This window comes from Exiguobacterium sp. BRG2, assembly GCF_031844245.1.
In the GTDB taxonomy this organism is placed as follows: domain Bacteria; phylum Bacillota; class Bacilli; order Exiguobacteriales; family Exiguobacteriaceae; genus Exiguobacterium_A.
The window spans coordinates 121,929-146,619 of sequence record NZ_JAUZUW010000008.1; the positions used below are offsets into that span (position 1 = coordinate 121,929).

At 46.6% G+C, this 24,691-nt stretch carries 25 protein-coding genes, 1 tRNA gene, 1 other RNA gene and 3 pseudogenes; 27 read left to right on the forward strand and 3 right to left on the reverse strand.

Annotation, left to right across the window (positions count from 1 at the left end):
* The first annotated feature begins 68 nt into the window (after positions 1-68).
* Positions 69-305, forward strand: a complete 237-nt coding sequence (locus Q9R23_RS11580; protein ID WP_035409978.1) for a hypothetical protein — start codon at positions 69-71, stop codon at positions 303-305.
* Between the two features lie 119 nt (positions 306-424).
* Here Q9R23_RS11580 and clpP read toward each other — a convergent pair.
* Both clpP and Q9R23_RS11590 read right to left on the reverse strand, forming a co-directional pair.
* A pseudogene (gene clpP / locus Q9R23_RS11585) lies at positions 425-1,009 on the reverse strand (ATP-dependent Clp endopeptidase proteolytic subunit ClpP); the annotation flags it as partial.
* Positions 1,010-1,191: 182 nt separating this feature from the next.
* Positions 1,192-1,267: transfer RNA gene (locus Q9R23_RS11590), tRNA-Arg, on the reverse strand.
* A 154-nt stretch (positions 1,268-1,421) separates the two neighbouring features.
* Here Q9R23_RS11590 and Q9R23_RS11595 point away from each other — a divergent pair.
* The 10 genes from Q9R23_RS11595 to Q9R23_RS11640 all read left to right on the forward strand — a co-directional run bounded on the left by Q9R23_RS11595 (position 1,422) and on the right by Q9R23_RS11640 (position 11,448).
* Positions 1,422-2,564, forward strand: coding sequence for an RNA polymerase factor sigma-54 (locus Q9R23_RS11595; protein WP_311247085.1), 1,143 nt, complete (start codon positions 1,422-1,424; stop codon positions 2,562-2,564).
* A complete protein-coding gene (locus Q9R23_RS11600; RefSeq protein ID WP_035409973.1) occupies positions 2,555-2,815 on the forward strand; it encodes a glutaredoxin family protein in 261 nt (86 codons plus the stop codon). Before Q9R23_RS11595 ends, Q9R23_RS11600 begins: the two co-directional genes overlap by 10 nt.
* 115 nt (positions 2,816-2,930) lie before the next feature.
* On the forward strand, positions 2,931-3,959 hold the full coding sequence (locus tag Q9R23_RS11605) for a sugar-binding transcriptional regulator (protein ID WP_290783326.1): 1,029 nt from the start codon (positions 2,931-2,933) through the stop codon (positions 3,957-3,959).
* A 53-nt stretch (positions 3,960-4,012) separates the two neighbouring features.
* The gene (gene gap / locus Q9R23_RS11610; protein WP_023469217.1) at positions 4,013-5,020 is read left to right on the forward strand and encodes a type I glyceraldehyde-3-phosphate dehydrogenase; all 1,008 of its coding nucleotides are present in this window, start codon (positions 4,013-4,015) and stop codon (positions 5,018-5,020) included.
* A gap of 121 nt (positions 5,021-5,141) precedes the next feature.
* Positions 5,142-6,326, forward strand: a complete 1,185-nt coding sequence (locus tag Q9R23_RS11615; protein WP_311247086.1) for a phosphoglycerate kinase — start codon at positions 5,142-5,144, stop codon at positions 6,324-6,326.
* A gap of 27 nt (positions 6,327-6,353) precedes the next feature.
* Positions 6,354-7,106, forward strand: a complete 753-nt coding sequence (gene tpiA, locus Q9R23_RS11620) for a triose-phosphate isomerase (protein WP_023469215.1) — start codon at positions 6,354-6,356, stop codon at positions 7,104-7,106.
* Positions 7,107-8,654 carry a 2,3-bisphosphoglycerate-independent phosphoglycerate mutase gene (gpmI, locus tag Q9R23_RS11625; RefSeq protein WP_064299425.1) on the forward strand — a complete coding sequence of 516 codons (1,548 nt, stop codon included), beginning with the start codon at positions 7,107-7,109 and terminating at the stop codon, positions 8,652-8,654.
* A 59-nt stretch (positions 8,655-8,713) separates the two neighbouring features.
* Positions 8,714-10,006, forward strand: a complete 1,293-nt coding sequence (gene eno, locus Q9R23_RS11630) for a phosphopyruvate hydratase (protein WP_087681330.1) — start codon at positions 8,714-8,716, stop codon at positions 10,004-10,006.
* A gap of 269 nt (positions 10,007-10,275) precedes the next feature.
* A complete protein-coding gene (locus tag Q9R23_RS11635) occupies positions 10,276-11,187 on the forward strand; it encodes an acyl-ACP desaturase (protein WP_035396308.1) in 912 nt (303 codons plus the stop codon).
* 12 nt (positions 11,188-11,199) lie between these two features.
* Positions 11,200-11,448, forward strand: coding sequence for a hypothetical protein (locus Q9R23_RS11640; protein ID WP_230088506.1), 249 nt, complete (start codon positions 11,200-11,202; stop codon positions 11,446-11,448).
* A gap of 138 nt (positions 11,449-11,586) precedes the next feature.
* On the opposite strand, the gene Q9R23_RS11645 is transcribed toward Q9R23_RS11640, so the two are convergent.
* Complete coding sequence (locus Q9R23_RS11645; RefSeq protein WP_023469210.1) at positions 11,587-11,907, reverse strand: hypothetical protein; 321 nt, start codon at positions 11,905-11,907, stop codon at positions 11,587-11,589.
* A gap of 135 nt (positions 11,908-12,042) precedes the next feature.
* Between Q9R23_RS11645 and Q9R23_RS11650 the strand changes: the two genes are divergently transcribed.
* The 16 genes and pseudogenes from Q9R23_RS11650 to Q9R23_RS11730 form a co-directional block, all read left to right on the forward strand.
* On the forward strand, positions 12,043-12,387 hold the full coding sequence (locus Q9R23_RS11650) for a hypothetical protein (protein ID WP_311247087.1): 345 nt from the start codon (positions 12,043-12,045) through the stop codon (positions 12,385-12,387).
* Between the two features lie 358 nt (positions 12,388-12,745).
* Complete coding sequence (locus tag Q9R23_RS11660) at positions 12,746-12,985, forward strand: hypothetical protein (protein WP_214852552.1); 240 nt, start codon at positions 12,746-12,748, stop codon at positions 12,983-12,985.
* A 198-nt stretch (positions 12,986-13,183) separates the two neighbouring features.
* Complete coding sequence (locus Q9R23_RS11665; RefSeq protein ID WP_050678689.1) at positions 13,184-14,164, forward strand: LacI family DNA-binding transcriptional regulator; 981 nt, start codon at positions 13,184-13,186, stop codon at positions 14,162-14,164.
* Positions 14,161-15,039, forward strand: a complete 879-nt coding sequence (rbsK, locus tag Q9R23_RS11670) for a ribokinase (protein WP_311247089.1) — start codon at positions 14,161-14,163, stop codon at positions 15,037-15,039. Before Q9R23_RS11665 ends, rbsK begins: the two co-directional genes overlap by 4 nt.
* Entirely contained in the window at positions 15,036-15,425 is a 390-nt protein-coding gene (gene rbsD, locus Q9R23_RS11675; protein ID WP_290757544.1) for a D-ribose pyranase, read from the forward strand. Before rbsK ends, rbsD begins: the two co-directional genes overlap by 4 nt.
* Positions 15,426-15,437: 12 nt before the next feature.
* A pseudogene (locus tag Q9R23_RS15960) lies at positions 15,438-16,598 on the forward strand (sugar ABC transporter ATP-binding protein); the annotation flags it as partial.
* Between the two features lie 48 nt (positions 16,599-16,646).
* Positions 16,647-17,447 (forward strand): annotated as a pseudogene (rbsB, locus tag Q9R23_RS15965) (ribose ABC transporter substrate-binding protein RbsB); the annotation flags it as partial.
* Positions 17,448-17,593: 146 nt separating this feature from the next.
* A complete protein-coding gene (secG, locus tag Q9R23_RS11690) occupies positions 17,594-17,827 on the forward strand; it encodes a preprotein translocase subunit SecG (RefSeq protein WP_023469201.1) in 234 nt (77 codons plus the stop codon).
* A 101-nt stretch (positions 17,828-17,928) separates the two neighbouring features.
* Positions 17,929-18,669, forward strand: a complete 741-nt coding sequence (locus Q9R23_RS11695) for an alpha/beta hydrolase (RefSeq protein ID WP_023469200.1) — start codon at positions 17,929-17,931, stop codon at positions 18,667-18,669.
* Positions 18,670-18,683: 14 nt separating this feature from the next.
* Positions 18,684-21,038, forward strand: coding sequence for a ribonuclease R (gene rnr / locus Q9R23_RS11700; protein ID WP_311247090.1), 2,355 nt, complete (start codon positions 18,684-18,686; stop codon positions 21,036-21,038).
* 32 nt (positions 21,039-21,070) lie between these two features.
* Positions 21,071-21,541, forward strand: a complete 471-nt coding sequence (gene smpB / locus Q9R23_RS11705; protein WP_023469198.1) for an SsrA-binding protein SmpB — start codon at positions 21,071-21,073, stop codon at positions 21,539-21,541.
* Positions 21,542-21,599: 58 nt separating this feature from the next.
* Positions 21,600-21,958, forward strand: a transfer-messenger RNA (tmRNA) gene (gene ssrA / locus Q9R23_RS11710).
* A 373-nt stretch (positions 21,959-22,331) separates the two neighbouring features.
* Positions 22,332-22,757, forward strand: coding sequence for a hypothetical protein (locus Q9R23_RS11715; RefSeq protein ID WP_311247091.1), 426 nt, complete (start codon positions 22,332-22,334; stop codon positions 22,755-22,757).
* A complete protein-coding gene (locus Q9R23_RS11720; protein WP_311247092.1) occupies positions 22,745-23,797 on the forward strand; it encodes a hypothetical protein in 1,053 nt (350 codons plus the stop codon). Before Q9R23_RS11715 ends, Q9R23_RS11720 begins: the two co-directional genes overlap by 13 nt.
* A 23-nt stretch (positions 23,798-23,820) precedes the next feature.
* Positions 23,821-24,300: a hypothetical protein gene (locus tag Q9R23_RS11725; protein WP_311247093.1), complete on the forward strand. Its 480-nt coding sequence runs from the start codon at positions 23,821-23,823 to the stop codon at positions 24,298-24,300.
* On the forward strand, positions 24,297-24,691 hold a 395-nt coding region (locus Q9R23_RS11730), incomplete at its 3' end, for a protein kinase domain-containing protein (RefSeq protein WP_311247094.1). The genes Q9R23_RS11725 and Q9R23_RS11730, both read left to right, overlap by 4 nt.

The window sequence follows — 24,691 nt, forward strand, 5'->3', positions numbered from 1 at the left end:
GGATGAACCATAGTCTACTATAATATATAGTCGATGCAACTAAATGTTCGAATTAAGGAGTTTTTGAAATGGCTAACGAAAAGAAACGTATTTCGCTGACAGTCGATGCGAAGTTTGATGAAGTGTTAACAAAAAAAGCAAAAGCAATCGGTGTACCGAAAAGTACACTCGTTGCGTTCGCAACATCTTTATTCCTGAAACAATTACAAGCAGAAGAAGAGCTTTCGCCACATGCGAACGCGATCTACTCGCTGATTCGTGAAAACCACGATATCGTTTCAGACATCACAGACTTGATCGACTGATCATCGCCCTCTCGTTCTATAAGGAACGGGAGGTTTTTTGTATGTAACGATAACCGACAAGGCTTCGATTTTCTATGGATACAAAAAAAGTGCCTCCCGAAGGAGACACTCTGGATGACTTATGCACGTTCCATGACGCGGTCGATGAGACCGTAATCAGCAGCAGCTTGTGCTGACATGAAGTTGTCACGCTCTGTATCGCGTTCGATGACTTCAAGTGGTTGTCCTGTGTTTTCAGCCATGATTTTGTTGAGGTGCTCACGCATTTTGATGATACGCTCCGCATGGATTTTGATATCCGATGCTTGACCTTGTGTACCACCGAGTGGTTGGTGGATCATGATTTCAGCGTTTGGTAACGCGAAACGTTTTCCTTTTGCGCCTGCTTGGAGCAAGAACGCACCCATCGATGCTGCCATACCGATACAAATCGTTGAGACTTGTGGCTTGATGAAGTTCATTGTATCGTAAATCGCCATACCGGCAGTGATCGAACCACCTGGGCTGTTGATGTAAAGCGAGATTTCTTTATCTGGATCTTCTGCTGCTAAGAACAGAAGTTGGGCAACGACTGAGTTGGCGACGTTGTCGTCAATCGCGCTCCCGAGAAGAATGATGCGGTCTTTTAGCAAACGTGAGTAGATATCGTAAGCACGTTCCCCGCGGTTTGTTTGTTCGATGACTGTTGGAATTAACATAGTCTTTGCCTCCTTATAGTTGGTATGTAGCTTCCTATTCGACTTATCCTTATCATAATCCTTTGGTCAATATTGGTCAAAAGATACGATGCGACTTTTAGGTATTTTTCCATTACAAGGGCAAATGAAACATATCAATATAGAAAAAAGGCAACGCCATTGCTGGCATTGCCTTGTAGTTGAATAAATGGTACACCCGGAGAGATTCGAACTCCCGACACCTGGTACCGGAAACCAGTGCTCTATCCCCTGAGCTACGGGTGCATCTGATGTACTGAACAATTAATAGTATAGCGACATTTTTTCAGAAAAGCAATAGGGAAGGATGACTTTTCTTTTCCTGAGCGGTTGGAGAAAGGTTCAGAGCATGTTTTTTAAAACGTTTCTTCTATAATAAGAAGTGGAGGAGGGGGAATCGATGGATCAACGCCAGGAGCAGACGCAACAGATGACGTTATCGGCGTCACAACAATATCAGTTACATGTACTTGAGCAACCAGCGGCAGAGCTCGAGGAGGAATGGCGACGGTTGAAACGACGATTGCATCGTCATTACCCGAATCAGGTTTCGCTAGAGGTCGAGCAGATGGCAGGACATTTGGCCTCCTATGAAGACGAGCTTCTTGCACAAATACGTTTAGAATCAGTCAGACAGGAAATAGGATATATGGCGGAACAACTCATCGTGTATTTAGAAGCGGACGGTTTATTGCGGACATCGGACGAGCAGCTCGCTGCATCCTTCTCGACCGATGTCGCAACGATTACAGAAGCACGGACACTCTTACAACAATGTGAACCAGTCGGCATCGCTGCCCGCTCGGAGCGCGAGTGCCAATGGTTACAGGCAATTGAGCTAGACGACGCGGAATTGATCGGACTGACGGATCAGTTACGACATGAACCGGCGAGTCAAGTGTTCGCGCAGTTCAGTGAACAGGATCGAGCACGGTTGCGAAAACGATTGACGCGCCTGAGCCGGACACCGGATCTTCCTAAAGAAGAACGACCGGTCATGGCAGAAGCACGGATTCACCTGTTAGATGGAAAACTTCAGATTGACTGGATGACACTCGACATGGATCAGAAGTGGCTCGGATTAAAAGAGGCAACGCCTTTTTTGCGCGCGTACGAACGACGTCGCGTTACGATGCATGCCATCCTCTCGGTCTTGCTTGAGCGACAAGAACGCTGGTTCAAGGGAGAACTGCATCTTGAGCCACTGACGAAAAAACAAGTCGCTGAGGCGACGGGGCATCATCCGTCAACGATTGGTCGAGCGATTGCTGCGAAGTATGTCGAGACGGTTAATGGTCTCGTTGCTTTAGAAGACTTGTTCGTCTCACGGACGACAACCGGAGATTCGAGTTTTTTAATTAAACGGCGGATCGCCGAATACATTCAACATAGCGATCGTCCGTTAAGTGATCAGCAATTGACGGATCGTCTGCAAGCAGACGGTCTGACAGTCGCGCGACGGACGGTTGCGAAATATCGGGCAGCACTTGGTTTAACGAAAAAAATGATGCAGCAAAGGAAGGCGCAATCAGAATGGGATTAAAACGACACAGACACTTAACACTCTATTCACGTCCGGGATGTACGCTATGTGAAGAAGCCGCCATCTTACTCGACTTCGTACTCGATGAGTTTCCGGAATGGACATTCGAGGAAGTCAACATCGATCAGGATGAAGCGCTCAGTCTACGGTTCTTATATGAAATTCCGGTCGTCATGCATGACGAGGAAATCTGGAGTTATGGCAAATTTGATACGGAAACGATAAGAAACCGCTTACTTCAAAAAACTTGAGAAACGAGACTTGCAAGGCGAGAAATGGACTGTTATGATAACGGTGTACCAAGTGGGACACGTTATGACATGCGGGACAAAAAGCGTCCAGCTACTTGAGAGGAGAGGGAAATACATGATTCGGCAGTTAGTCCAGATCCAAAAACGAATCGTGCCTGATCTGATCGAAGAAATGCAGACACGCTACGACATCCTTCATTATGTTCGACTGATGCAACCGATTGGACGACGTACGCTTGCGACAAGCCTTGGCTTGACGGAACGCGTCTTACGGCGGGAAGTTGACTTCTTGAAGCAGCAAGACCTCTTAGAGGTCGCGACGCAAGGGATGTCCTTGACAGATGAAGGACGAAACGTTCTTCGCAGCATGCACAGCATCATGGGAGAACTCGCAGGGATCTCAGACATGGCGAAAGCCTTAAAAGAGAGACTCGGAGTACGGGACGTCGTCATCGTACCGGGTGATTCCGATGAAACCTTCTGGGTACAACGAGACATGGGGCGGGCGACCGTCGCACGACTCAAACGAGAGCTTTCTTCAGACCATCACAATACGATCGCTGTCACAGGCGGTACGACGATGGCTTCCGTCGCGGCGATGATGTCGCCAGACAAGGAACACCGTCCGATGACATTCGTTCCGGCACGCGGAGGACTGGGAGAAACGCTCGAATTACAAGCGAACACAGTATGCTCACGGATGGCGTCACGCGCTCAAAGTGATTATCATCTGCTTCACATCCCCGACATGGTCAGTACAGAGACGTTCGTCAAGATGATTGAAGAGCCGAGCATAAAAAATGTGCTTCAAATGATTAAAGATGCTTCAATCGTGGTACATGGAATTGGTGAGGCGAAAACGATGGCAAAACGTCGTCGCGCGTCTGAGGATCTCCTGACCCGACTGGAACATGAACAGGCAGTAGCGGAAGCATTCGGATATTACTTCGACCGAGACGGGAACATCGTGCACCGGGTCAAGACGGTTGGTCTCCAACTGGCTGACTTGAAGCAAGTCGAACACGTCATCGTCGTCGCAGGTGGTCATTCGAAGGCAGAAGCGATCAACGCCTATGTCAAACAGTCGCCGGACATCATCCTGATCACGGATGAAGGCGCAGCAGCTTCGATTTTGAAAGGGTAACCCCCTTTTGAATAATAGATAACTCGCTTTACATTAAAAGGAGGAAAATTATCATGGCAGTAAAAGTTGGTATTAACGGATTTGGACGTATCGGACGTTTGGCACTTCGTCAAATTCTTCAATTTGATGGAATCGAAGTAGTCGCGATCAACGACCTTACAGACACTAAAATGCTTGCACACCTTCTCAAATATGATACGACTCAAGGTCGTTTCGACGGCGAAGTTGAAGTACACGATGGTTACTTCCTCGTCAACGGTAAAGAAATCAAAACACTTGCTAACCGCAACCCAGAAGAACTCCCATGGGGCGAGCTCGGTGTTGACATCGTTCTCGAATGTACTGGTTTCTTCACAGACAAAGAAAAAGCTGAGCTTCACTTGAAAGCTGGCGCTAAAAAAGTCGTTATCTCTGCACCTGCAACTGGCGACATGAAAACAGTCGTCTTCAACACGAACCACGAAATCCTTGACGGAACTGAAACAGTTATCTCTGGTGCTTCTTGTACTACAAACTGTCTCGCGCCAATGGCTAAAGTTCTCCAAGATCAGTTCGGAATCGTTGAAGGTCTCATGACTACGATTCACGCTTACACTGGTGACCAAAACACACTCGACGCTCCACACCCTAAAGGTGACTTCCGTCGTGCACGTGCGGCAGCAGCAAACATCGTTCCAAACTCAACTGGTGCTGCAAAAGCAATCGGTCTCGTTCTTCCAGAACTTCAAGGTAAACTTGATGGATCTGCACAACGTGTACCAGTCGCTACAGGTTCACTCACTGAGCTCGTAACTGTACTCGACAAAAAAGTTTCTGTAGAAGAAGTTAACGCAGCAATGAAAGCAGCTGCTAACGAGTCTTACGGTTACACTGAAGACGAAATCGTTTCTTCTGACATCGTTGGTATCTCTTACGGATCACTCTTCGATGCAACACAAACTAAAGTCATGACAGTCGGCGACAAACAACTCGTTAAAACAGTTGCTTGGTATGACAACGAAATGTCTTACACTAGCCAACTCGTTCGTACACTCAAACACTTCGCAGAAATCGCTAAGTAATTCGAGCAATTAAATAGCAATTGAATAAGAGCGGAAACGATATCAGTCTCCGCTCTTATTGCGGAAAAAAGCGGGAGGGGCATTCGCCCCTCACTATACGTAAGAGACGGAGGACGAATGTATGAATAAGAAATCGATTCGCGACATCGATGTACAAGGAAAACGCGTATTTACACGCGTGGATTTCAACGTACCGTTGGAAGACGGTAAAATCACGGATGACACACGGATCCGTGCTGCACTCCCAACGATCAAACACTTGATCGAAGGCGGAGCAAAAGTCATTCTCGCTAGCCACATGGGTCGTCCAAAAGGCGAAAAGAACCCTGAGTTCTCACTTGCACCTGTCGTAGCACGCCTCAGCGAATTGCTTGGTAAAGACATCAAGCTCGTTGAAGAAGCATACGGTCCAGTTGCAGAAGAAGCAGTCAGCAAACTCGAAAACGGCGATGTCGTCGTCTTAGAGAACGTTCGCTTCTACCCTGGTGAAACGAAAAATGACGAAGAGCTCGCTAAAGGATTCGCGAAACTCGCTGACGTCTTCGTCAACGACGCGTTCGGCGCAGCACACCGTGCACACGCATCGACAGAAGGTATCGTACACCATGTCGACACTGCAGTTGCCGGTCTTCTCATCGAAAAAGAACTTCAAGTTCTCGGTAAAGCTCTTTCTAACCCGGATCGTCCGTTCACGGCAATCATCGGTGGTTCGAAAGTAGCGGATAAAATCGGTGTCATCGATCACTTACTCGACATCGTCGATACGTTGATCATCGGTGGCGGCTTATCGTACACGTTCCTCACTGCTCGTGGTATCGAAGTCGGTACTTCACTTCTTGAGGTCGATAAAATCGACCAAGCGAAGGAATTCATGAAGAAAGCAGAAGAAAAAGGCGTTAAGTTCCTCATGCCAATCGACTGTGTCATCACGAAGGAATTCGGAGAAGAAACATATGTCGGACCACGTGACATCACAGAGATCCCAGCAGATCACATGTCACTTGATATCGGTCCAAAAACGGTTGAACTCTATGCAGAGGCAATCAAGAACTCGAAACTCGTCGTCTGGAACGGACCGATGGGCGTATTCGAACTCGATAAATACGCAAACGGTACAAAAGGTGTCGCGCAAGCTCTTGCGGACAGTGATGCGTACTCAATCATCGGCGGTGGCGACTCAGCTGCTGCGGCAGAGAAATTCGGTCTTGCTGACAAAATGAGCCACATCTCTACAGGTGGTGGAGCAAGTCTCGAATTCATGGAAGGGAAAGCTCTTCCTGGTGTCGAAGCGCTAAACGACAAGTAATCTAAGTTCACAAGGGAGTGTTTCTCAATGCGTAAACCAATTATCGCAGGTAACTGGAAGATGAATCTGACGCTCAAGGATGCAGTCGCATTCGTTGAGGAAGTCAAAGGAGCTGTACCTGCTTCGACGACAGTCGACGCAGCTGTGTGTGCGCCAGCAGTATTCTTGGCACACTTGACAGAAGCAGCAGCTGGTACGGATCTTAAGATCGGTGCTCAAAACATGTACGACAAAGAGAGCGGTGCGTTCACTGGTGAAATCAGCCCGCTCATGCTTAAAGAACTCGACGTGACATACGTCATCCTCGGTCACTCTGAGCGTCGTGAGTACTTCGGCGAAACAGATGCGTTCATCAACAGCAAAGCGAAAAAAGCGTTCGAGCACGGTCTCGTTCCAATCGTTTGTGTAGGTGAAACACTGGAAGAGCGTGAAGGCGGCAAGTTCGAAGACGTCATCCGCGAACAGACAGCAAACAGCCTCAAAGGTCTTACTGTCGACCAAGTGAAAAATCTCGTCGTCGCTTACGAGCCTGTCTGGGCAATCGGAACAGGTAAATCAGCGACAGAACAAGATGCACAAGATTCTTGTAAATTCGTCCGCGACGTCGTTGCAGCTGAATTCGGTGCTGAAGCAGCAGAAGCTGTCCGCATCCAATACGGTGGTAGCGTCAAACCGGAAAACATCAAAGAATATATGGCTCAACCAGACATCGACGGCGCGCTCGTCGGCGGTGCAAGTCTTGAGACAGGATCGTTCCTCAAACTGTTGGAGGCGATTTAAATGAAAAAACGTCCAGTCGCACTGATCATCCTTGATGGTTTTGGTATGCGTGACGAGGAGTTCGGAAATGCCGTTACGGCGGCAAACAAACCGAACTTCGACCGTTACTGGGGTCAATACCCGCATACGTTGTTGAATGCGAAAGGCGAATACGTCGGTTTGCCTGAAGGTCAAATGGGGAACTCAGAAGTGGGTCACCTCAACATCGGTGCAGGTCGCGTCGTCTATCAATCGCTATCCCGAATCAACAACGCGGTCAAGGATCGCTCGTTCTTCTCGCGTCAAGCGATGAACGATGCGGCAGGTCACGTGAAGAAATACGGTTCAGCGCTTCATATCTTCGGTTTGGTCTCTGACGGTGGAATCCACAGTCACATCAACCACTTATATGCGGTGCTCGAATTCGCGAAACTTCACGAAATCGAAAAAGTCTACCTCCATGCTTTCACGGACGGTCGTGACTGCGACCCACAATCGGGCGCTGGTTTCCTCCGTGACGCGCAAGCGAAGATGGATGAATTGAATGTCGGACAATTCGCGAGTATCTCTGGTCGCTACTATGCGATGGATCGCGACAACCGTTGGGAGCGCGTCAAGAAAGTCTATGACGTCATCACGTTCGGTGAAGGTCCAACGACGAAGGATCCAATCGGCATGGTTGAAGCTTCGTACAAACAAGACGTAACGGATGAGTTCATCGAACCAACTGTTGTCGTGCAGGAAGACGGTACGCCAGTCGCACCGATCCACGATAACGATGCGATCGTGTTCTTCAACTATCGTCCTGACCGTGCGATTCAGCTTTCGAAAGTCTACAAAGAAAAAGGTGGCTTCGACGGTTTCGAAATTCCGGACAACGCACCGAAGAACCTGCTACTCGTCTCGATGACGAAGTACTCGGATGCGATTGATACGGACATCGTATTCCCGCCTGAAGACATCAAGAATACGCTTGGTGAGACATTGTCAAAACAAGGTCTCAAACAGCTACGCATCGCGGAAACGGAAAAGTATCCGCATGTCACGTTCTTCTTCAACGGACAACGTGAAGAACCATACGAAGGGGAAGATCGGATCTTGATCCCTTCACCAAAAGTCGCGACATACGACTTGAAACCGGAGATGAGCGTCTATGAAGTCACAGATGCCCTCGTCGACGCAATCAACTCGGACAAACACGACGCGATCATCCTCAACTTCGCTAACCCGGATATGGTCGGTCACTCGGGTATGCTCGAGCCGACGAAAAAGGCGATCGAAGCTGTCGATGAGTGTCTTGGGAAAGTCGTTGACCTGATTCTCAGCAAAGGCGGCGCGGCAGTCATCACGGCTGACCACGGGAACGCGGATAAAGTCCTCAATGCGGACGGCAGTAAGATGACGGCGCATACGACAGAACCCGTTCCATGTATCGTGACGGTCGAGGACGTTGAACTCCTTGAACCACTCACAGGTGCACTCGCTGATCTCGCACCAACGGTCCTTGATCTTCTCGGAGCGGACCAACCAGCAGAGATGACTGGTAAATCGATCGTATTGAAGAAATAATCCCGTCGATCGAAAGAATTACAGCACATATTTCTTACACACAAAAGGAGCGAATTTAAATGTCAATGATTACAGAGATTTACGCACGCGAGATTCTTGATTCACGCGGTAACCCAACAGTAGAAGTAGAAGTTTATACAGAAGATGGCGGTTTCGGTCGCGCACTCGTACCATCAGGTGCATCAACTGGTGAGCACGAAGCAGTCGAACTCCGTGATGGCGACAAAGCACGTTACCTCGGAAAAGGTGTTTTGAAAGCTGTTGACAACGTCAACGAAAAAATCGCACCAGAAATCATCGGTTACGATGTCTTCGACCAAGCTGGAATCGACAAAAAGATGATCGATCTCGACGGTACGAAAAACAAAGGTAACTTCGGCGCTAACGCAATCCTTGGTGTTTCTATGGCTGCTGCACGTGCTGCTGCTGATGAGCTTGGTCTTCCACTTTACACATACCTCGGTGGATTCAACGCGAAAACATTACCAACACCAATGATGAACATCATCAACGGTGGATCACACGCAGACAACAACGTGGACTTCCAAGAGTTCATGATCATGCCTGTCGGTGCTCCAACATTCAAAGAAGCACTTCGTATGGGTGCTGAAATCTTCCACGCGTTGAAATCAGTTCTTAGCGGAATGGGTCTTAACACAGCAGTTGGTGACGAGGGTGGATTCGCTCCAAACTTGAAATCAAACGAAGAAGCAATCACAGTTATCCTTGAAGCAATCGAAAAAGCTGGCTACAAAGCAGGCGAAGATGTTTACCTTGCAATGGACGTCGCTTCTTCTGAGTTCTACGATAAAGCAGCTGGAAAATACAACCTCGCTGGCGAAGGCAAAGTCCTCTCAACAGAAGAGCTTGTTGAATTCTACGCACAACTCGTTGACAAATACCCAATCATCTCAATCGAAGATGGCTGTGACGAAAACGACTGGGATGGTCACAAACTCCTTACAGATCGTATCGGACACAAAGTCCAACTCGTTGGGGATGACTTGTTCGTAACGAACACTGAGAAACTTGCTGAAGGTATCGAAAAAGGCATCGCTAACTCGATCCTCATCAAAGTTAACCAAATCGGTACGTTGACTGAAACATTCGACGCAATCGAAATGGCTAAAAAAGCTGGTTACACAGCTGTCGTTTCTCACCGTTCTGGTGAAACTGAAGATTCAACGATCGCTGACATCGCTGTTGCGACAAACGCTGGTCAAATCAAAACGGGTTCACTTTCACGTACAGACCGTATCGCGAAATACAACCAACTTCTCCGCATCGAAGACATGCTTTCAGACGTTGCTGTCTACGACGGAATCAAATCATTCTACAACCTCAAGAAGTAATTTCAGGTTGATCGTTTGAATAAGCTATAAGGAAAACCTCCTATTCGTGTGATACGTACACACGGATAGGAGGTTTTTTGTATATCAAGCAATGTCAAACCAAAAAGTCGCTTTTGTCATCAAAACTATACTGAACTGTCAAAAAATTGATTCATCCTAGTAGATGACTAAAATGTTATACTCATAAATAAGTGTAAATTAAATAGTTATAGGCATTAATTACATCTTGCTCGATGAAGATGACAAATACGTCTAAAGGAGATACGATCATGTTAAATTCAGATTTAGATATCCGTTTAGAACCACGCATTCAAGAGTTATATCGACTACACAAGGAGCGTTCAGCCAACATCGACTGGAGCTACCACGAGTTCATTCCGTGGGATAAGGCGATGTCGTTCAAACGCGTTCCTTGGGACGAAAGCCAAGTCACGCTTCCGGAAGGTGTCATCGTCGCAATCGAGACGGCATTACTGACAGAAGTCAACCTACCGTGGTACACGTCGCACTTAGACTATACATTCAAGAACTCGATGGAAGTCATCAATGACTTCGTCCGGACATGGACAGCAGAAGAAGATCAGCATTCGAACTTACTCGAGACGTATTTACTCGTCACGCGAAACGTCAATCCAACGCGACTTCATCAATTAAGAAGACGCGTCGTTGAAAACGGCTGGTTCCCGGACTTCACGAACCCGCTAGCAACAATGGCGTATACGTCACTGCAAGAGTTAGCGACACTCGTCTTCTATAACAACGTTGCGAAAATCGCAGGGGCACACGACAAAGACTTAGCAACGCTACTCCGTCGTCTAGCGAAGGACGAAGCACTCCATTATGCGTTCTATCGTGACACGGTCAAAGCACACCTAGAGCTTGACCCGAACTTCATCGTTTTCTTCGAAGACGTCATCATCAACTTCTCGATGCCAGGTGCTGTCATGCCGGACTTCACGGAACGGATGAAGACGATTGCTGTTGATACGAACTATGGACCACTCCAATACTTCGACCAAGTATTAGACGTCGTCGTCAAATTCTGGGGCATCGCCGATTTAGAACCGACAACTGACGAAGCGAAACAATCTCAAGCGAACATCATGAAGTATCACGGACGTTTGAAGCGTATCAAGGAACGTCAAGAACGCCAACTCGAAAAAGCGAAGATTGACGCGTAAGGGGGAATGAAGATGAAGTGTGAAATCTGTGGAACTGAAACGAACAACCAAGTCAGTTACTTGGAACTCGACACGTGGGAATTCAATTCTCTGAATAAAGAAGCCAAAGATTTTTATCCGATCTGCTTTGATTGCTTCGACAAGCATACGAACCAGTTCATCGATCAGGAGATGGATCTCGAATTACGTAAAAAACGTTCGCAAATGGTCAACAAAGAAGTAGAAGCTGAAATCGAAGCGATTCTTGAGGTTGAGAATTAAGTCGTCTTTACCATACGTGAAGGGAAGCAAAACCGGTAGTGCTTTGGCGCTATCGGTTTTTTATTATCCCTAAAAAAAGCAGTTATCTCTTGCTTCACATGTTTTGTGAAAGAAGAAATAGCTGCTTTTAACATGAAGTCAGTCTTCGATGAATGTAACGAGATAATGATGGGCAGAATGAAGCGGTGCACGGGTCACGAAAAAGTCCGGGAGATCGACATCGATTCCCAATTCGCGCAGTGTATCGGGATCCAAACATTCCTGAATCAAACGTTTGATGTCTTGTAACAGTTCATCGTGCAAGTTCGCTTCCTTCGGAAAGGCACGTTTCGCGTCATCGCGCAACAATAGCACGATAGGTGGTAGACCTCGTAAGAGATCGACCTGAAGGGGTTGCTGATGACGTTCGAAATAATCATTCAGACAACTGACGACCCTCATCGAGTGTTCTTCTTTCATCCGATCCCAACTCTCTGTATGTGACTGTAACTCTCTAGCTATTCCCTAATTGAAGCGAGGATATGCAGGGAAACTGGAAATGAAGCATTACGAGGACGCTGTTCGGGGTAGAACTAGAGGGAAGGGGGAATCGACATGCTATTTCGGTTTTGGTTTTTAGGGCTTGATACGTCGATTGGTGACATCCCGTTGCGCCTCATCTATTTTACGGAACTCATACTATTCATCGGTTTGTATCAAATCACGAGCCGGTTTTCACGTCAGAGTCTGATTTTGGGAACGGCACTCGGAATTGGCGGACTGATTGCCATCTTACCTGGTGCGCTCTATATCATCCGTTATAATCCGGAGGATGCCGTCATCGATGTCACGTTCCTATTGATTTATTTGTTTGAGCCGCTGGCAATCGTTGCGTTCGTTGTTGCTTTGATTCGACGTTTGTTCGTGAAGCGAAAAAGAGCCGGGAAAGTAAAGAGATGAAGATCTTGGCAGCTAGACTCCGATTGTTCGTTGATTTTCCGCCCAAGACGTCGCTTTCCGCGGGCGGAAGGTAAGCCTCCTCGTCGCGTGTGCTCCTGCGGGGTCTTGCCTATTCCGCTCTTCCCGCAGGAGTCTCCGTCTTTTCCGAAAATCAACAATCTAACCTGCTACTGAGAGGATAAGAAATACACCGTAAGATGGCGTGACGCTGTCTTGCGGTGTATTTGCGTATGCATCCAAATACTTTCTTTCAATAGTGTAAGGAAGAGTAACTGGAAGAATATTCTATAATAGAGGGAGAGCGAAATTAGATCTTAGTTAATTTCGTAAGATCCCGTTGATTATAGGAGTGAGTTTCATGCATAAAATGTTGTTTGGTTTATCTGTCTTAAATAGTCTCTACATTACGAACAACTTATTTACGTATTCCGATAGTTTTTTGAATGCACCTCTGGGCATCACGACTGTTATTGCCGTGACATTGATGTATCTAAACGATAGCGCAAAAAAAGATAAACCGTCGTTGTACACGAAAGCGACGGATGGATTAGGATTCATTAATATTCTGATTGGTCTCTCGCTGATCGTCTTTATTTAAGGATGATTCAGAACGTTCAAATGCATGATTATACGGAATTACCGTAAGTCTGACGCCGTGTCAGGCTTCTTTTTTATGTTTCAATTCAAGAGCTCGAAAAAAAATAAAATATATTTTAGATAAAAAAGATTGATGTGTAACCGGTTACACAATATGATGATTCTTGTAAGCGTTATCAAAAGAAAGAGGTGGCGAAACATGTCGACCATCCGGGAAGTAGCGAAAGCGGCCCATGTCTCCGTCGCGACGGTCTCACGCGTCATGAACGAAAAGGGTTATGTCAGTGAGAAATCGCGTAAGGCGGTGCTTCAGGCAATCAAACAATTGGACTATCGACCGAACCGAGTCGCGCGATCGTTGTTCCAAAAACGGTCCGGACTGATCGGATTGATCGTTCCAGACATCACGAACCCGTTCTTCCCACAACTCGCACGAGCTGTGGAAGATATGGCACATCAACATGGTTTTCAGGTCATTTTGTGTAACACAGACGAACAGTTTCAGAAAGAACGCGAATATATCAAGTCACTCGAGGCGATGCATGTCGACGGATTGATCATCACAACGAACTACTCAAACAATCCGAACTATGAAGAACTCGAAGTGCCGGTCGTAGCGTTAGACCGTGTGTTACAAGGAGCGATTCCGACGGTGACGTCAAACGGATACGAAGGCGGGAAAAAGGCAGCTTCGTTCTTACTTGCTTCTGGTGCGACGGAACTGGCAGTCATCAGCGGCCCCTCGAAACTCCCGACGATCAAGAAACGCCGGGACGGCTTTGAGGAAGTCGCCGGAACCCATCTCGTCGCAAGCATCGAGTCACCGTTCCACTTTCAAGGAGCGCTCGATGCCGCGAACTATCTCTTTGATCACTATCATTGCAACGGCATTTTTGCTGCGAGTGATGTCATCGCTGCAGCAACGGTGCAAGTCGCTGCGGAACGCGGAATTACGATTCCGGACGAGCTACAAGTGATCGGCTATGACGGCATCGAACTCGGACAAATGATTTCACCACCGTTGACGACGATTGCGCAGCCGATCTATCAAATGGGAGAACTGGCGGCGAAACTTTTGATTCAGCGGATTGAAGGCACACCGATTGCCGCCGTTCATCATGAGTTGACAGTTGAGATCATCGAACGGGAAACGACGAAACGGAAGGATGAGGAAGCATGAAACAAATCAGTGTCATCGGCAGTATCTCGATGGATCTCGTCGTCGAAAGTAAACGCCGCCCAGGCGCAGGCGAAACGGTCATCGGGGATGCCTTTCATACCGTACCGGGTGGAAAGGGTGCGAACCAAGCGGTCGCAGTCGCGCGTCTCGGCAGTACCGTCGAAATGATCGGTTGCGTCGGCAGTGACGCGAACGGTGAAGCGATCCGCGAAAACTTTAAAACGCAAGGAGTGCAGACGACGCACTTGCAAACGATTGAAAGCGAACGGACCGGGACGGCACACATCACGCTCGCTGAAGGCGACAACTCGATCGTCGTCGTTCAGTCTGCCAATCAACATGTGCAATTTGCGGATGATGCACTCGCACCGATTCTCGCAGACAGTGAAATCATCTTACTTCAGCTCGAAATTCCAATCGAAACGGTCGAGACCGTGGCTCGCGAAGCATATGCAGCAGGCATACCAGTCGTCTTGAATCCGGCACCCGCGATGTCACTCAGTCCGGAATTGATTGAACACGTGACGTACTTAACACCAAACGAACATGAATGTGGCTTGATCTTCGGACAAGACCAGCCGATCGAACATTGGCTGATGGAATATCCGAATAAATTGATCGTGACCGAAGGCAGTCGCGGGGCACGCTTCTACGACGGTGAGTCGATCGTGACGATTCCAGCGATCGAGACGACCGTCGTTGATACGACAGGAGCAGGGGATACGTTCAACGGTGCCTTAGCCGTTGCGTTAACGGAAGGACAAACGCTCGTCGAGGCAATTCGTTTCGCGAACCGGGCAGCCGGCTTATCGATTCGCGCGCTTGGCGCTCAAGGCGGCATGCCAACACGGGAACAGATGGAGGGAGACGCATGAAGAAACACGGTATCTTAAACAGTCATATCAGCAAGGTCCTGACAGATCTCGGTCATACCGATACGATCGTCATCGCCGATTGCGGCTTACCGATTCCAAACGGAGTCGCCCGAATCGATTTAGCACTGGAACTCGGCACACCGTCATTCCTCGACGTCGTCCGTGTCGTCGCCGGTGACATGGCGATTGAACAGCTGACACTGGCGACAGAGATCAAAGAAGCGAATCCGGATGTCCTCGAGCAACTCGAAGCCATGCAGATCGAGACGACGTTCGTTTCGCATGAGGAGTTCAAGAAACAGACACAGCAGGCGAAGGTCATCATCCGGACCGGAGAAGCGACACCGTACGCAAATGTCATCTTCCATTCCGGCGTAATCTTTTAAGGGGGTCATGCGATGCGTATCGAGATGACAGGTATCAAAAAAGCATTCGGTCCCGTTCCCGTCCTGAAAGGTGTCGACTTCGAACTCGCTGCGGGTGAGATCCACGCCTTGATGGGAGAGAACGGTGCCGGGAAATCGACACTGATGAAGATTTTGACCGGTGTTCATAAAGCGGACGCAGGGACGATCCGCGTCGATGGACAGGACGTCGAATATAAGAATCCGAAGCTTGCCGAAGAAGCGGGAATTGCCTTCATCCACCAGGAACTGAACATCCTCCCGGATTTAACGGTGACGGAAAACTTGTTCCTCGGACGGGAGTTAAAGTCACGCTTCGGGATTCTCAAGCAAGGAGAGATGAAACGCCAGGCAGAACGTGAACTCGCCGAATTGAATGTCTTCATGGATGTCGATCAACTCGCTCGGACGTTGTCGGTCGGTCAGCAACAGATGATTGAGATCGCAAAAGCTTTGATGACGGACGCGAAGGTCATCATCATGGATGAACCGACAGCCGCACTGACGGAGCGGGAAATTCGGGCCTTGTTCAGCGTCGCGACGGCACTGCGCAACCAAGGTGTCTCAATCGTCTATATCTCACACCGGATGGAGGAAATCTTCGAGCTTTGTGACCGAATCACGGTCTTACGGGACGGGATCTCCGTCTCGACGCACGCGATTCCCGAGACATCGTTCGAACAGATCGTCCGAGAGATGGTCGGTCGTGAGATGGGCGAAAGGTATCCGGACCGTGATGTGTCGATCGGCGCGACCGTTCTCGAAGTCAAACAGGCGAGCGGGAAACGCTTCAACGATGTCTCATTCTCCGTCAAGGCAGGCGAAATCATCGGCTTCTCGGGTTTGATGGGCGCCGGGCGGACGGAAGTCATGCGAGGATTGTTCGGTGTCGATCGCCTGAAAGAAGGGACGATCGAACTGAACGGACAGTCGCTGAAAATTAAGACACCATACGATGCGATTCGCCAAGGAATCGGCTTTTTGACCGAAGATCGTAAAGGCGAAGGATTGTTCCTCGACTTTTCACTGCGTGAGAACATCTCGCTACCGACGATTCGATCGTTATCGAGATCCGGTGTCATCAAGGATCAGGCAGAACGCGATTTCGCGGAAGGATACTTGAAGTCGCTCTCGGTTCGCCACAGCTCGATGGACCAGCCGGGCAGCAGCAACGAAACGAAGAAAAAGACGAAGGACTTTAAGATTGGTCTTTCGATTTCAACCCTCAACAACCCATTCTTTGTCTCGTTAAAAGAAGGAGCAGAACAAGAAACCAAAGCACAAGGCGCAACACTTCAAGTCGCAGATGCACAAGATGATGCGGCAAAACAAGCAAGCGATATCGAAGACATGGTTCAAAAGAAAGTCGATCTCATCTTGATCAACCCAACAGATTCAGCAGCAGTTGGTGCAGCCGTCCAAACAGCGAACGATGCGAACATCCCCGTCATCACAGTTGACCGGAATGCAGAAGCAGGCGACGTCGTCGCACACATCGCGTCAGATAACGTCGCGGGTGGGAAACAAGCAGGTGAGTACATGATCGAACTCGTTGGCGATAAAGCAAAAATCGTAGAGCTCGAAGGGATTCCAGGAGCATCCGCAACTCGTGACCGTGGTAAAGGGTTCCATGAAGCAGTCGACGGTAAACTTGACGTCGTCGCAAAACAAGCAGCAAACTTTGACCGGGCAAAAGGCTTGTCGGTCATGGAAAACATCCTCCAAAATAACAAAGACATCAAAGCCGTCTTCGCTCACAATGATGAGATGGCACTCGGTGCGGTCGAAGCGTTAAAAGCAGCGGGTCTCAACGATGTGAAAGTCATCGGCTTCGATGCGACGGATGATGCCGTCAAAGCCGTCAAAGACGGAAAAATGGCAGGAACGATCGCTCAAAAACCGACTGAGATCGGGAAGATGGGTGTCGAGACAGCAATCAAGCACCTCAAAGGTGAAACAGTCGAGAAGAACATCCCAGTCGATCTCGAATTGATCAAACAATAAGAAGACAGGACACCTGAGTCGACGATTCAGGTGTCTCTTTTCGTCAGGTGGAACAGGCAGGAAAAAGTTCCTAAATCTATTCCTTGTTCCCGTACTTGTTTTTCTCTATAATGAAAGAAGCGTATATTACTGAAGGAGGATCATCGATGATCATTCATAACGTGGCTCTTGTCGGCCTCATCGTCGTTTCCGTTCTTCTCATCATCGTCGTTCTATTGATGTCAGGTCGTACGACCGGACTCGGAGCATTGACGGGTGGAGCAGAACAATTATTTGGTCGCCAAAAAGCTCGTGGCTTGGATGCGGTCCTAAATCGTGTGGCGTCTATCTTAGGAGCATTACTCTTCATCTTGGCGTTACTCGTCGCTTTTTATAAGTGAGCATTGAAACGACAGCCGTATGATCGCGCTGTCGTTTTTTGTATTTCTCGATATTCATTTTTTCCGGATATGGGGTATAGAGTTAGAGGGGGAATCATTTTATGAAAATCACTTTACCGAAACCATTCTTTTTCGAAGCCGGCCCACGTGCCGTTTTACTATTACATGGATTCACTGGATCGAGCGCGGATGTCCGCATCCTCGGTCGCTACTTGCAAAAACAAGGCTATACGTCCCTTGCACCACAATATAAAGGGCACGCTGCCCCACCCGAAGAGCTGACGAAGACCGGGCCAGCCGACTGGTGGCAGGATGTCCTTGCCGGATATCAGGAACTCGTCGATAAAGGCTATGACGAAATCGCCGTTTGTGGACTGTCGCTCGGTGGTGTCATGTCGCTGAAGTTATCGATGAATCGTCCGGTCAAAGCGGTCATCCCGATGTGTGCACCCGCCTACATCAAAAGTGAAGAAGTCATGTATGCAGGAGTCACCGAGTACGCACGAGAATTCAAGAAGCGAGAAGGCAAATCACAAGAAGAGATTGACCACGAGATGGCGTCCTTCGAACCGATGCCGACCTTGAAGGACTTACAGGAACTGTTGCGCGAGACACGCGATTCGCTTGAGGACGTCTACGCACCGACGCTCGTCGTCCAAGCGCGCAATGATCACATGATCAACACCGACTCTGCAAACATCATCCATGATGGAGTCAGTGCCTTCCAAAAAGAGCTGATCTGGTATGAGAACTCAGGTCACGTCATTACGCTCGACAAAGAAAAAGACCAGCTCCACTCTGACATCTTGGACTTCCTGGAGTCATTGAACTGGAGCAAGTAACTGGAGGTGTCACGTTGGAATTACGTGAACAAATACTAACGGTCATCACGACGGAAGAACGTCCGTTGTCGATTGATCAATTAACGAAAAAACTAGAACTAGCGGATACGGAAGCATTCAAGGAATTGATCCGGACGCTGAACGCGATGGAAGACGAAGCATTGATCGCCCGGACACGCTCGAACAAGTACGGAACGCTTGCGCAGATCGGTCAAGTCGCAGGGAAGATTTCCGTCCACCAGCGCGGGTTCGGTTTCGTCTCACCGGAAGACGGCTCAGAAGGCGACATCTTCTTGCCGGCACCGGAACTGAAGAACGTCTATAACGGCGACCGTGTCCTCGTCAAAGTGTTTGCCGAGTCAAACGGTGGCGACCGTCGTGAAGGGAAGCTGCTCAAGATTCTCTCACGCGGACCAGCTGATTTCGTGGGAACGTTCGTCAGTCCAAAAGGACGAATTGAATCGATCGCTTACATCGAACCGGATGATACGAAGCTGACGTTCTTACCGGTCGTCGCGAACGACGATACACTTGGTGCCGTCGATGGTCATAAAGTCCTCGCCCGGATCACGAAGTATCCTGACGGTCGCTACGCCGGAACGGCAAAAGTCTTGAAAATCATCGGTCACAAGAATGACCCAGGCGTCGACATCTTGTCGATCGTCCATAAGCACGGCATCAATGTCGACTTCTCACCGGAAGCGATTGCTGAGGCGAATGCTGTACCGGATCAGATCGATGAGAAAGACTTAGTCGGACGCGTTGATCTACGGAACGAATTGACGGTGACGATTGACGGGGCAGACGCAAAAGACCTCGATGATGCGGTTCACGTCAAAAAGTTAGCGAACGGTAACTTCGAGCTTGGTGTCCACATCGCCGACGTCTCGCATTACGTCAAAGAAGATTCAGCACTCGACGAAGAAGCGCGTGAGCGCGGAACGAGTGTTTATCTCGTCGACCGCGTCATCCCGATGATTCCGCACCGTCTATCGAACGGGATCTGCTCGCTCAACCCGCACGTCGATCGTCTGACGCTCAGCTGTATCATGGAAATCGATGCGAACGGTGTTGTCGTCAACCATGAGATCTTCCAGAGTGTCATCAAGACGACGGAACGGATGACGTATACGGATGTCCGGAAAATCATCGAACGTGAAGACGAAGAAGTGATCGCGAAGTACCAAGATCTCGTCGAGTACTTCGACAAGATGGCAGAACTCGCAGCAATCCTGCGCGAACGCCGCTCACGTCGTGGGGCGATCAACTTCGACTTCCCAGAAGCGAAGGTTCTCGTCAACGAAGAAGGTAAGACGAGTGAGATCATCCTTCGGGAACGGTCAGTTGCTGAGAAGCTGATCGAAGAGTTCATGCTTGCAGCGAACGAAACGGTCGCGGAGCACATTCAGCGTCAAAAACTACCGTTCATGTACCGGATCCACGATGAGCCAAAAGCAGAACGTCTCGATACGTTCTTCAAGTTCATCGGTAACTTCGGGATCAACGTCGAACGCAAGGGTGAGTCAGTTGCACCGAAAACGTTGCAATCGATCCTCAACGCCGTCGAAGGCGAGCCGGAAGAAGCAGTCGTCAGTACGGTCATGCTCCGTTCGCTCCAACAAGCGAAATACGACATCGAACCGATTGGCCACTTCGGTCTGTCGACGGACTACTACACGCACTTCACGTCACCGATTCGTCGTTACCCAGACTTAATGGTTCACCGTCTGTTGCGTGAATATGTCATCTACAACGATAAGTCACAGAAGACGCAAGACCGTTACTCGGAAATCTTACCTGAGATCGCTGATCACTCGTCAAAACGCGAGCGTCGCGCCGTTGATGCGGAGCGGGAAACGAACGCGTTGAAGAAAGCCGAGTATATGGAGCAACACATTGGCGAGACGTTCGAAGGTGTCGTCAGTGGTGTGACGAACTTCGGGATGTTCGTCGAATTGCCGAACACGATCGAAGGACTCGTCCACATTCAAGCGATGACGGATGACTTCTACCGTTACGATGAAGCGAACTATCAGCTAATCGGTGAGCGGACGAAGCAACAGTTCCGGATTGGCGATGTCGTCGAGATCAAGGTCACGAACGTCAACATCGATGAACGGACGATTGACTTCAGCGTCGTTGGGATGCCAGAGCGACAACCGAAGAAACGGTTCGAGTCGAAGACGATCCGCTCAAGCGGTGGACGTCCGGGACAAAAACGCGATGACAAGAAGAAGGACGATCGTCGTGGCAAAAAACGGTCAGGTAAGAGCGACCAAAGCAAGGGAAAAGGATTCTCGTTAAAGAATAAGAAGGATAAACCGCCATTCCATAAGGCGGTCTCGAATAAGAAACGGAAGCGCAAATAAGCGCTTCCGCATCGGAAATGTGGTGAACGAACATGCCAAAGGGAACAGATTCGAAAGTCTTAGCGAACAACAAACGGGCCTCGTTCGATTATGCGATCGAGGATACGATTGAAGCCGGTCTCGTCTTGACGGGAACGGAAATTAAGTCGGTCCGTAAAGGAAAAATCAGTATCGGGGACGCGTTCGTCCGGTTCGACGGGGGAGAAGCGATTCTCTGGAACTCGAACATCGCCCACTTCGAACAGGGGAACCGGTATAACCATGAACAGCTCCGTCCACGAAAACTGTTGCTGCACAAGAAACAGATCGCGAACTTGATCGGGGCGGTCTCACGGGACGGCTACACGATTGTACCGCTCAAAGTTTACATCAAGAACGGCTACGCGAAATGCTTGATCGGACTTGGACGCGGGAAGAAGAAATTCGATAAACGTGACGACCTGAAGAAGAAGGATGCGAAGCGTGATATCGAGCGGGCACTACGCGATAAGCAAAAGTATTGAACCCGTAACACTTTTCTGCTAGAATATTAGTATTCGGAAAGCCCCAATTTTATATCTTGGGGACGTTACGGATTCGACGGGGGTAGTTCGGTCTTCTGTGGCGTGTCGAGGGGTCGGCCTCGTTAAAACGCACCAGCCATAACTGGCAAAACTAACACACAACTCGCAGCAGCGTAATAGCAACTGCGGATCCTAGCAGCTGTCGCCTGGTCGGCTGATTTCTAGGGTCTCACTTTAAACAGGCTACGCTTGGACCCTTCCGTCTGGAGGGAAAGAGAAGAGATGGAATCAGACTGGTCGGACGGACGCCTGTCAATTGGCAGCCTGACGACGAGATCCCAATAAATTGACTACACACGTAGAAGCTTAAGTATACGATGCCTTCGGACGTGGGTTCGACTCCCACCGTCTCCATACCCTGAAATCAATTGATTTCATTGAGCACTAAACCCCTTGATAATAAGGGGTTTTTTTATTTAGGTATTCATTTAAGTTCAATAGGGTTCATCTAAATGTAGTCAAATGTGTAGTCAAAATAAATAGTATTATTGAAATTGTCTATATGCAAAGTACTAAAAAGTATGTAATTTGACTCCCACTGTCTCCATATGACGAAATCAGTGAATTTCAAGAAAAGTGTCGCGCCGGTTAGGCGTGACACTTTTCTTGAGTTTGATTCAATGAAGAAAAAGCATCAAAAGTTAATTTATGATAATATTGGAATTGAAACAAATAAATAAACTATTTTTATATTTTGTAAAAAATGGAATTAAAGTAAAGGGGAATGAAAGTGCACAATATTCACAAAGAAGTAAAATACAAGAATTGTATATATATATATACTAATCAACATAGATCATTACAGAACTCAGACAAATCTTTATGGACAATAAGTGAAGTAGATGAATTAAATTGCTTTCAGTTAATGTATGATAATAACTGGATTTGCGATACATATAGCGGTTGGTCTTTACATAAAGTAAGGTCCTCTAATGAATATTTAGGTAAAAGTCAACCACCTAAATCTGAACAAGTTAAAATAGCTAAATTTGTTGATAGTTCGAAAAATTCAAAGTGGCATGGTTTTCCAGTAGATTATCGCAATTCACTAAATGATAGACCAAAAGCATCTATATTGACAAAATGGGTTGAAAATAGAGATATAACAAAACCTCAAATGAGTAAAATTTTAAGAGGGAAAATTTGTTACCTATGAAAAAAATTATATCTTTAAGGATAAAGGGAGAATATTGGGATTATTTACTCAAGTATGACTTGTTATACTTGTGGGGATATGATGGGACTTTAGAAATATACAATTGGAATAAAATTTTATATCAAGTAATACATTATGAATATTCTAATGATTCTAATTTTGATATCGGAATGCATAAATATATCAATACATCAAAATTAGAAAAATTGAATTTTACCAACAAAAAAAACGTACAGAATATTGTTTTGAATAAAGAACAAATGAGTCGTTTTTTAATTAAAAAAAGTGATATTAAAACTGGAGAACTAGCAATTAGTATAAATTCCTATGCAAATAAAATTATTTTCAATACGGATGAAGGACTATATCTTTCTGATTTAAAAAATATTAATTCTATAAAAAAAATTCATGAATCCTCATTCTATTTTACTGATATAGGTAAATACGGAAAAGTATCTCTTTCCGCTGGTGATGAGGGCATATTTGGATTTCAATTGGAGGAAAAGTATAAAGGTATATATGATAATTTGAGTGATAGAGTAATTAAAATAAGTGATTTTCATTCTAACAAAGCCGAGTGGGTAGGAGACTACATTTATAATACATCGTTCAAAGAACAAGACTTTCTTTTTAATATCAATAAAAAAAATAAAGAAAACATTTACCATAAATTTCGTAATTCTAATGATAGTGTAGCTAGTGTCAGTTGGACATATAGAAATAAAATATATAGAGTCTTAGAGGATAATATTCTCCAAGAAATATCAATAAAGGTAGATCGGAATCAAAAGTTAGTAAAGTCTTATAAAGAAAGTAGATTTCAAAATTGGAAAGGAAAAATAATTGACGGGGCTAGTGCAGTTTTTGGAACGATAGTAGAACTTGAGAATGCTTTAGTTGTTTTATCAAATGAATATGGACCAGAAACTATTCCAAGAGAACCTATAAGATGGAAAGTTTACGAAGAAACGAGTAGGTACAAAAATTTATTATGCATTATATATGATGATGAACTAATGATAAATGCCTATATAAATTAATAGATTGAATAGAGGGATAAAAAATGAAGTATATTTCTATCCGTGTTTCTCCAAGTAAAATATTTTATGCTATAGGAGAAAAACTTGAAGATCGATTTGTTTATTCTTTAGATAGCGTAATTGTTCCACAGATACTTGAAACTCCTAAAAAACTCTCTTATATAAGAAATGTTTTTGAATCAATTATTACCCAGCAACAAATTGTATTTGCAGGAATTCGCTTAGCTGAGACGAATAGTAAAACACAAAGTCTAGATAGAGTATACATCGAAGCTGTTATTCAAGAATTTTTTTCTAATAGCACTATAGAACATTATAGAACTTTGCGTCTAGCAGGTATGAGTTCTATTTTAAATTTAAAAAATCAAGAATTAAAAGAATGGATTGACAATAAAAATACACCTGATAGACTTCAAGAATTATTCGAAGATTGGTCGACCTTAACTAAAGAGGATAGAGAAGCTTTAGTTGTACTTTTTTGTACTATGGAGGCTTTTAAATGAATGAAATGATAGTAAACAAATCTGTAAACATGCTTGTTAATTTGGAGACTATTAAAGAAATAGGAGATGAAGAAGGCAGGAACTCTAGAGTTTGGCTAGCAAACGATACTCAATTAAACGAATTAATAGTACTAAAAGGTGTTATGAAAAGTTCATTTAGTGAATCAGAAATAAATGAATACTTTTTAGAGACACAAATAATGAATGAATGTAAGAGTCCTAACATTTTGCCTGTTAAATATGCTGGAATGGACGATGAATATATTTACATGACATTACCGTATTGTAAAAATGGTTCGCTCAAAACAAAATGTGACAAAGAATCATTAACTTTAAAGGAAGTCATAATATATGCATTGGAATTTTTAAACGGTCTTTTATTTTTACATAC

What these genes read in the sequence shown, in the direction of transcription:
- Q9R23_RS11580 (WP_035409978.1), top strand. Translation starts at nt 69, where the DNA reads ATGGCTAACGAAAAGAAACGTATTTCGCTGACAGTCGATGCGAAGTTT.
- Q9R23_RS11595 (WP_311247085.1), top strand. Translation starts at nt 1,422, where the DNA reads ATGGATCAACGCCAGGAGCAGACGCAACAGATGACGTTATCGGCGTCA.
- Q9R23_RS11600 (WP_035409973.1), top strand. Translation starts at nt 2,555, where the DNA reads ATGGGATTAAAACGACACAGACACTTAACACTCTATTCACGTCCGGGA.
- Q9R23_RS11605 (WP_290783326.1), top strand. Translation starts at nt 2,931, where the DNA reads ATGATTCGGCAGTTAGTCCAGATCCAAAAACGAATCGTGCCTGATCTG.
- gap (WP_023469217.1), top strand. Translation starts at nt 4,013, where the DNA reads ATGGCAGTAAAAGTTGGTATTAACGGATTTGGACGTATCGGACGTTTG.
- Q9R23_RS11615 (WP_311247086.1), top strand. Translation starts at nt 5,142, where the DNA reads ATGAATAAGAAATCGATTCGCGACATCGATGTACAAGGAAAACGCGTA.
- tpiA (WP_023469215.1), top strand. Translation starts at nt 6,354, where the DNA reads ATGCGTAAACCAATTATCGCAGGTAACTGGAAGATGAATCTGACGCTC.
- gpmI (WP_064299425.1), top strand. Translation starts at nt 7,107, where the DNA reads ATGAAAAAACGTCCAGTCGCACTGATCATCCTTGATGGTTTTGGTATG.
- eno (WP_087681330.1), top strand. Translation starts at nt 8,714, where the DNA reads ATGTCAATGATTACAGAGATTTACGCACGCGAGATTCTTGATTCACGC.
- Q9R23_RS11635 (WP_035396308.1), top strand. Translation starts at nt 10,276, where the DNA reads ATGTTAAATTCAGATTTAGATATCCGTTTAGAACCACGCATTCAAGAG.
- Q9R23_RS11640 (WP_230088506.1), top strand. Translation starts at nt 11,200, where the DNA reads ATGAAGTGTGAAATCTGTGGAACTGAAACGAACAACCAAGTCAGTTAC.
- Q9R23_RS11645 (WP_023469210.1), bottom strand. Translation starts at nt 11,907, where the DNA reads ATGAAAGAAGAACACTCGATGAGGGTCGTCAGTTGTCTGAATGATTAT.
- Q9R23_RS11650 (WP_311247087.1), top strand. Translation starts at nt 12,043, where the DNA reads ATGCTATTTCGGTTTTGGTTTTTAGGGCTTGATACGTCGATTGGTGAC.
- Q9R23_RS11660 (WP_214852552.1), top strand. Translation starts at nt 12,746, where the DNA reads ATGCATAAAATGTTGTTTGGTTTATCTGTCTTAAATAGTCTCTACATT.
- Q9R23_RS11665 (WP_050678689.1), top strand. Translation starts at nt 13,184, where the DNA reads ATGTCGACCATCCGGGAAGTAGCGAAAGCGGCCCATGTCTCCGTCGCG.
- rbsK (WP_311247089.1), top strand. Translation starts at nt 14,161, where the DNA reads ATGAAACAAATCAGTGTCATCGGCAGTATCTCGATGGATCTCGTCGTC.
- rbsD (WP_290757544.1), top strand. Translation starts at nt 15,036, where the DNA reads ATGAAGAAACACGGTATCTTAAACAGTCATATCAGCAAGGTCCTGACA.
- secG (WP_023469201.1), top strand. Translation starts at nt 17,594, where the DNA reads ATGATCATTCATAACGTGGCTCTTGTCGGCCTCATCGTCGTTTCCGTT.
- Q9R23_RS11695 (WP_023469200.1), top strand. Translation starts at nt 17,929, where the DNA reads ATGAAAATCACTTTACCGAAACCATTCTTTTTCGAAGCCGGCCCACGT.
- smpB (WP_023469198.1), top strand. Translation starts at nt 21,071, where the DNA reads ATGCCAAAGGGAACAGATTCGAAAGTCTTAGCGAACAACAAACGGGCC.
- Q9R23_RS11725 (WP_311247093.1), top strand. Translation starts at nt 23,821, where the DNA reads ATGAAGTATATTTCTATCCGTGTTTCTCCAAGTAAAATATTTTATGCT.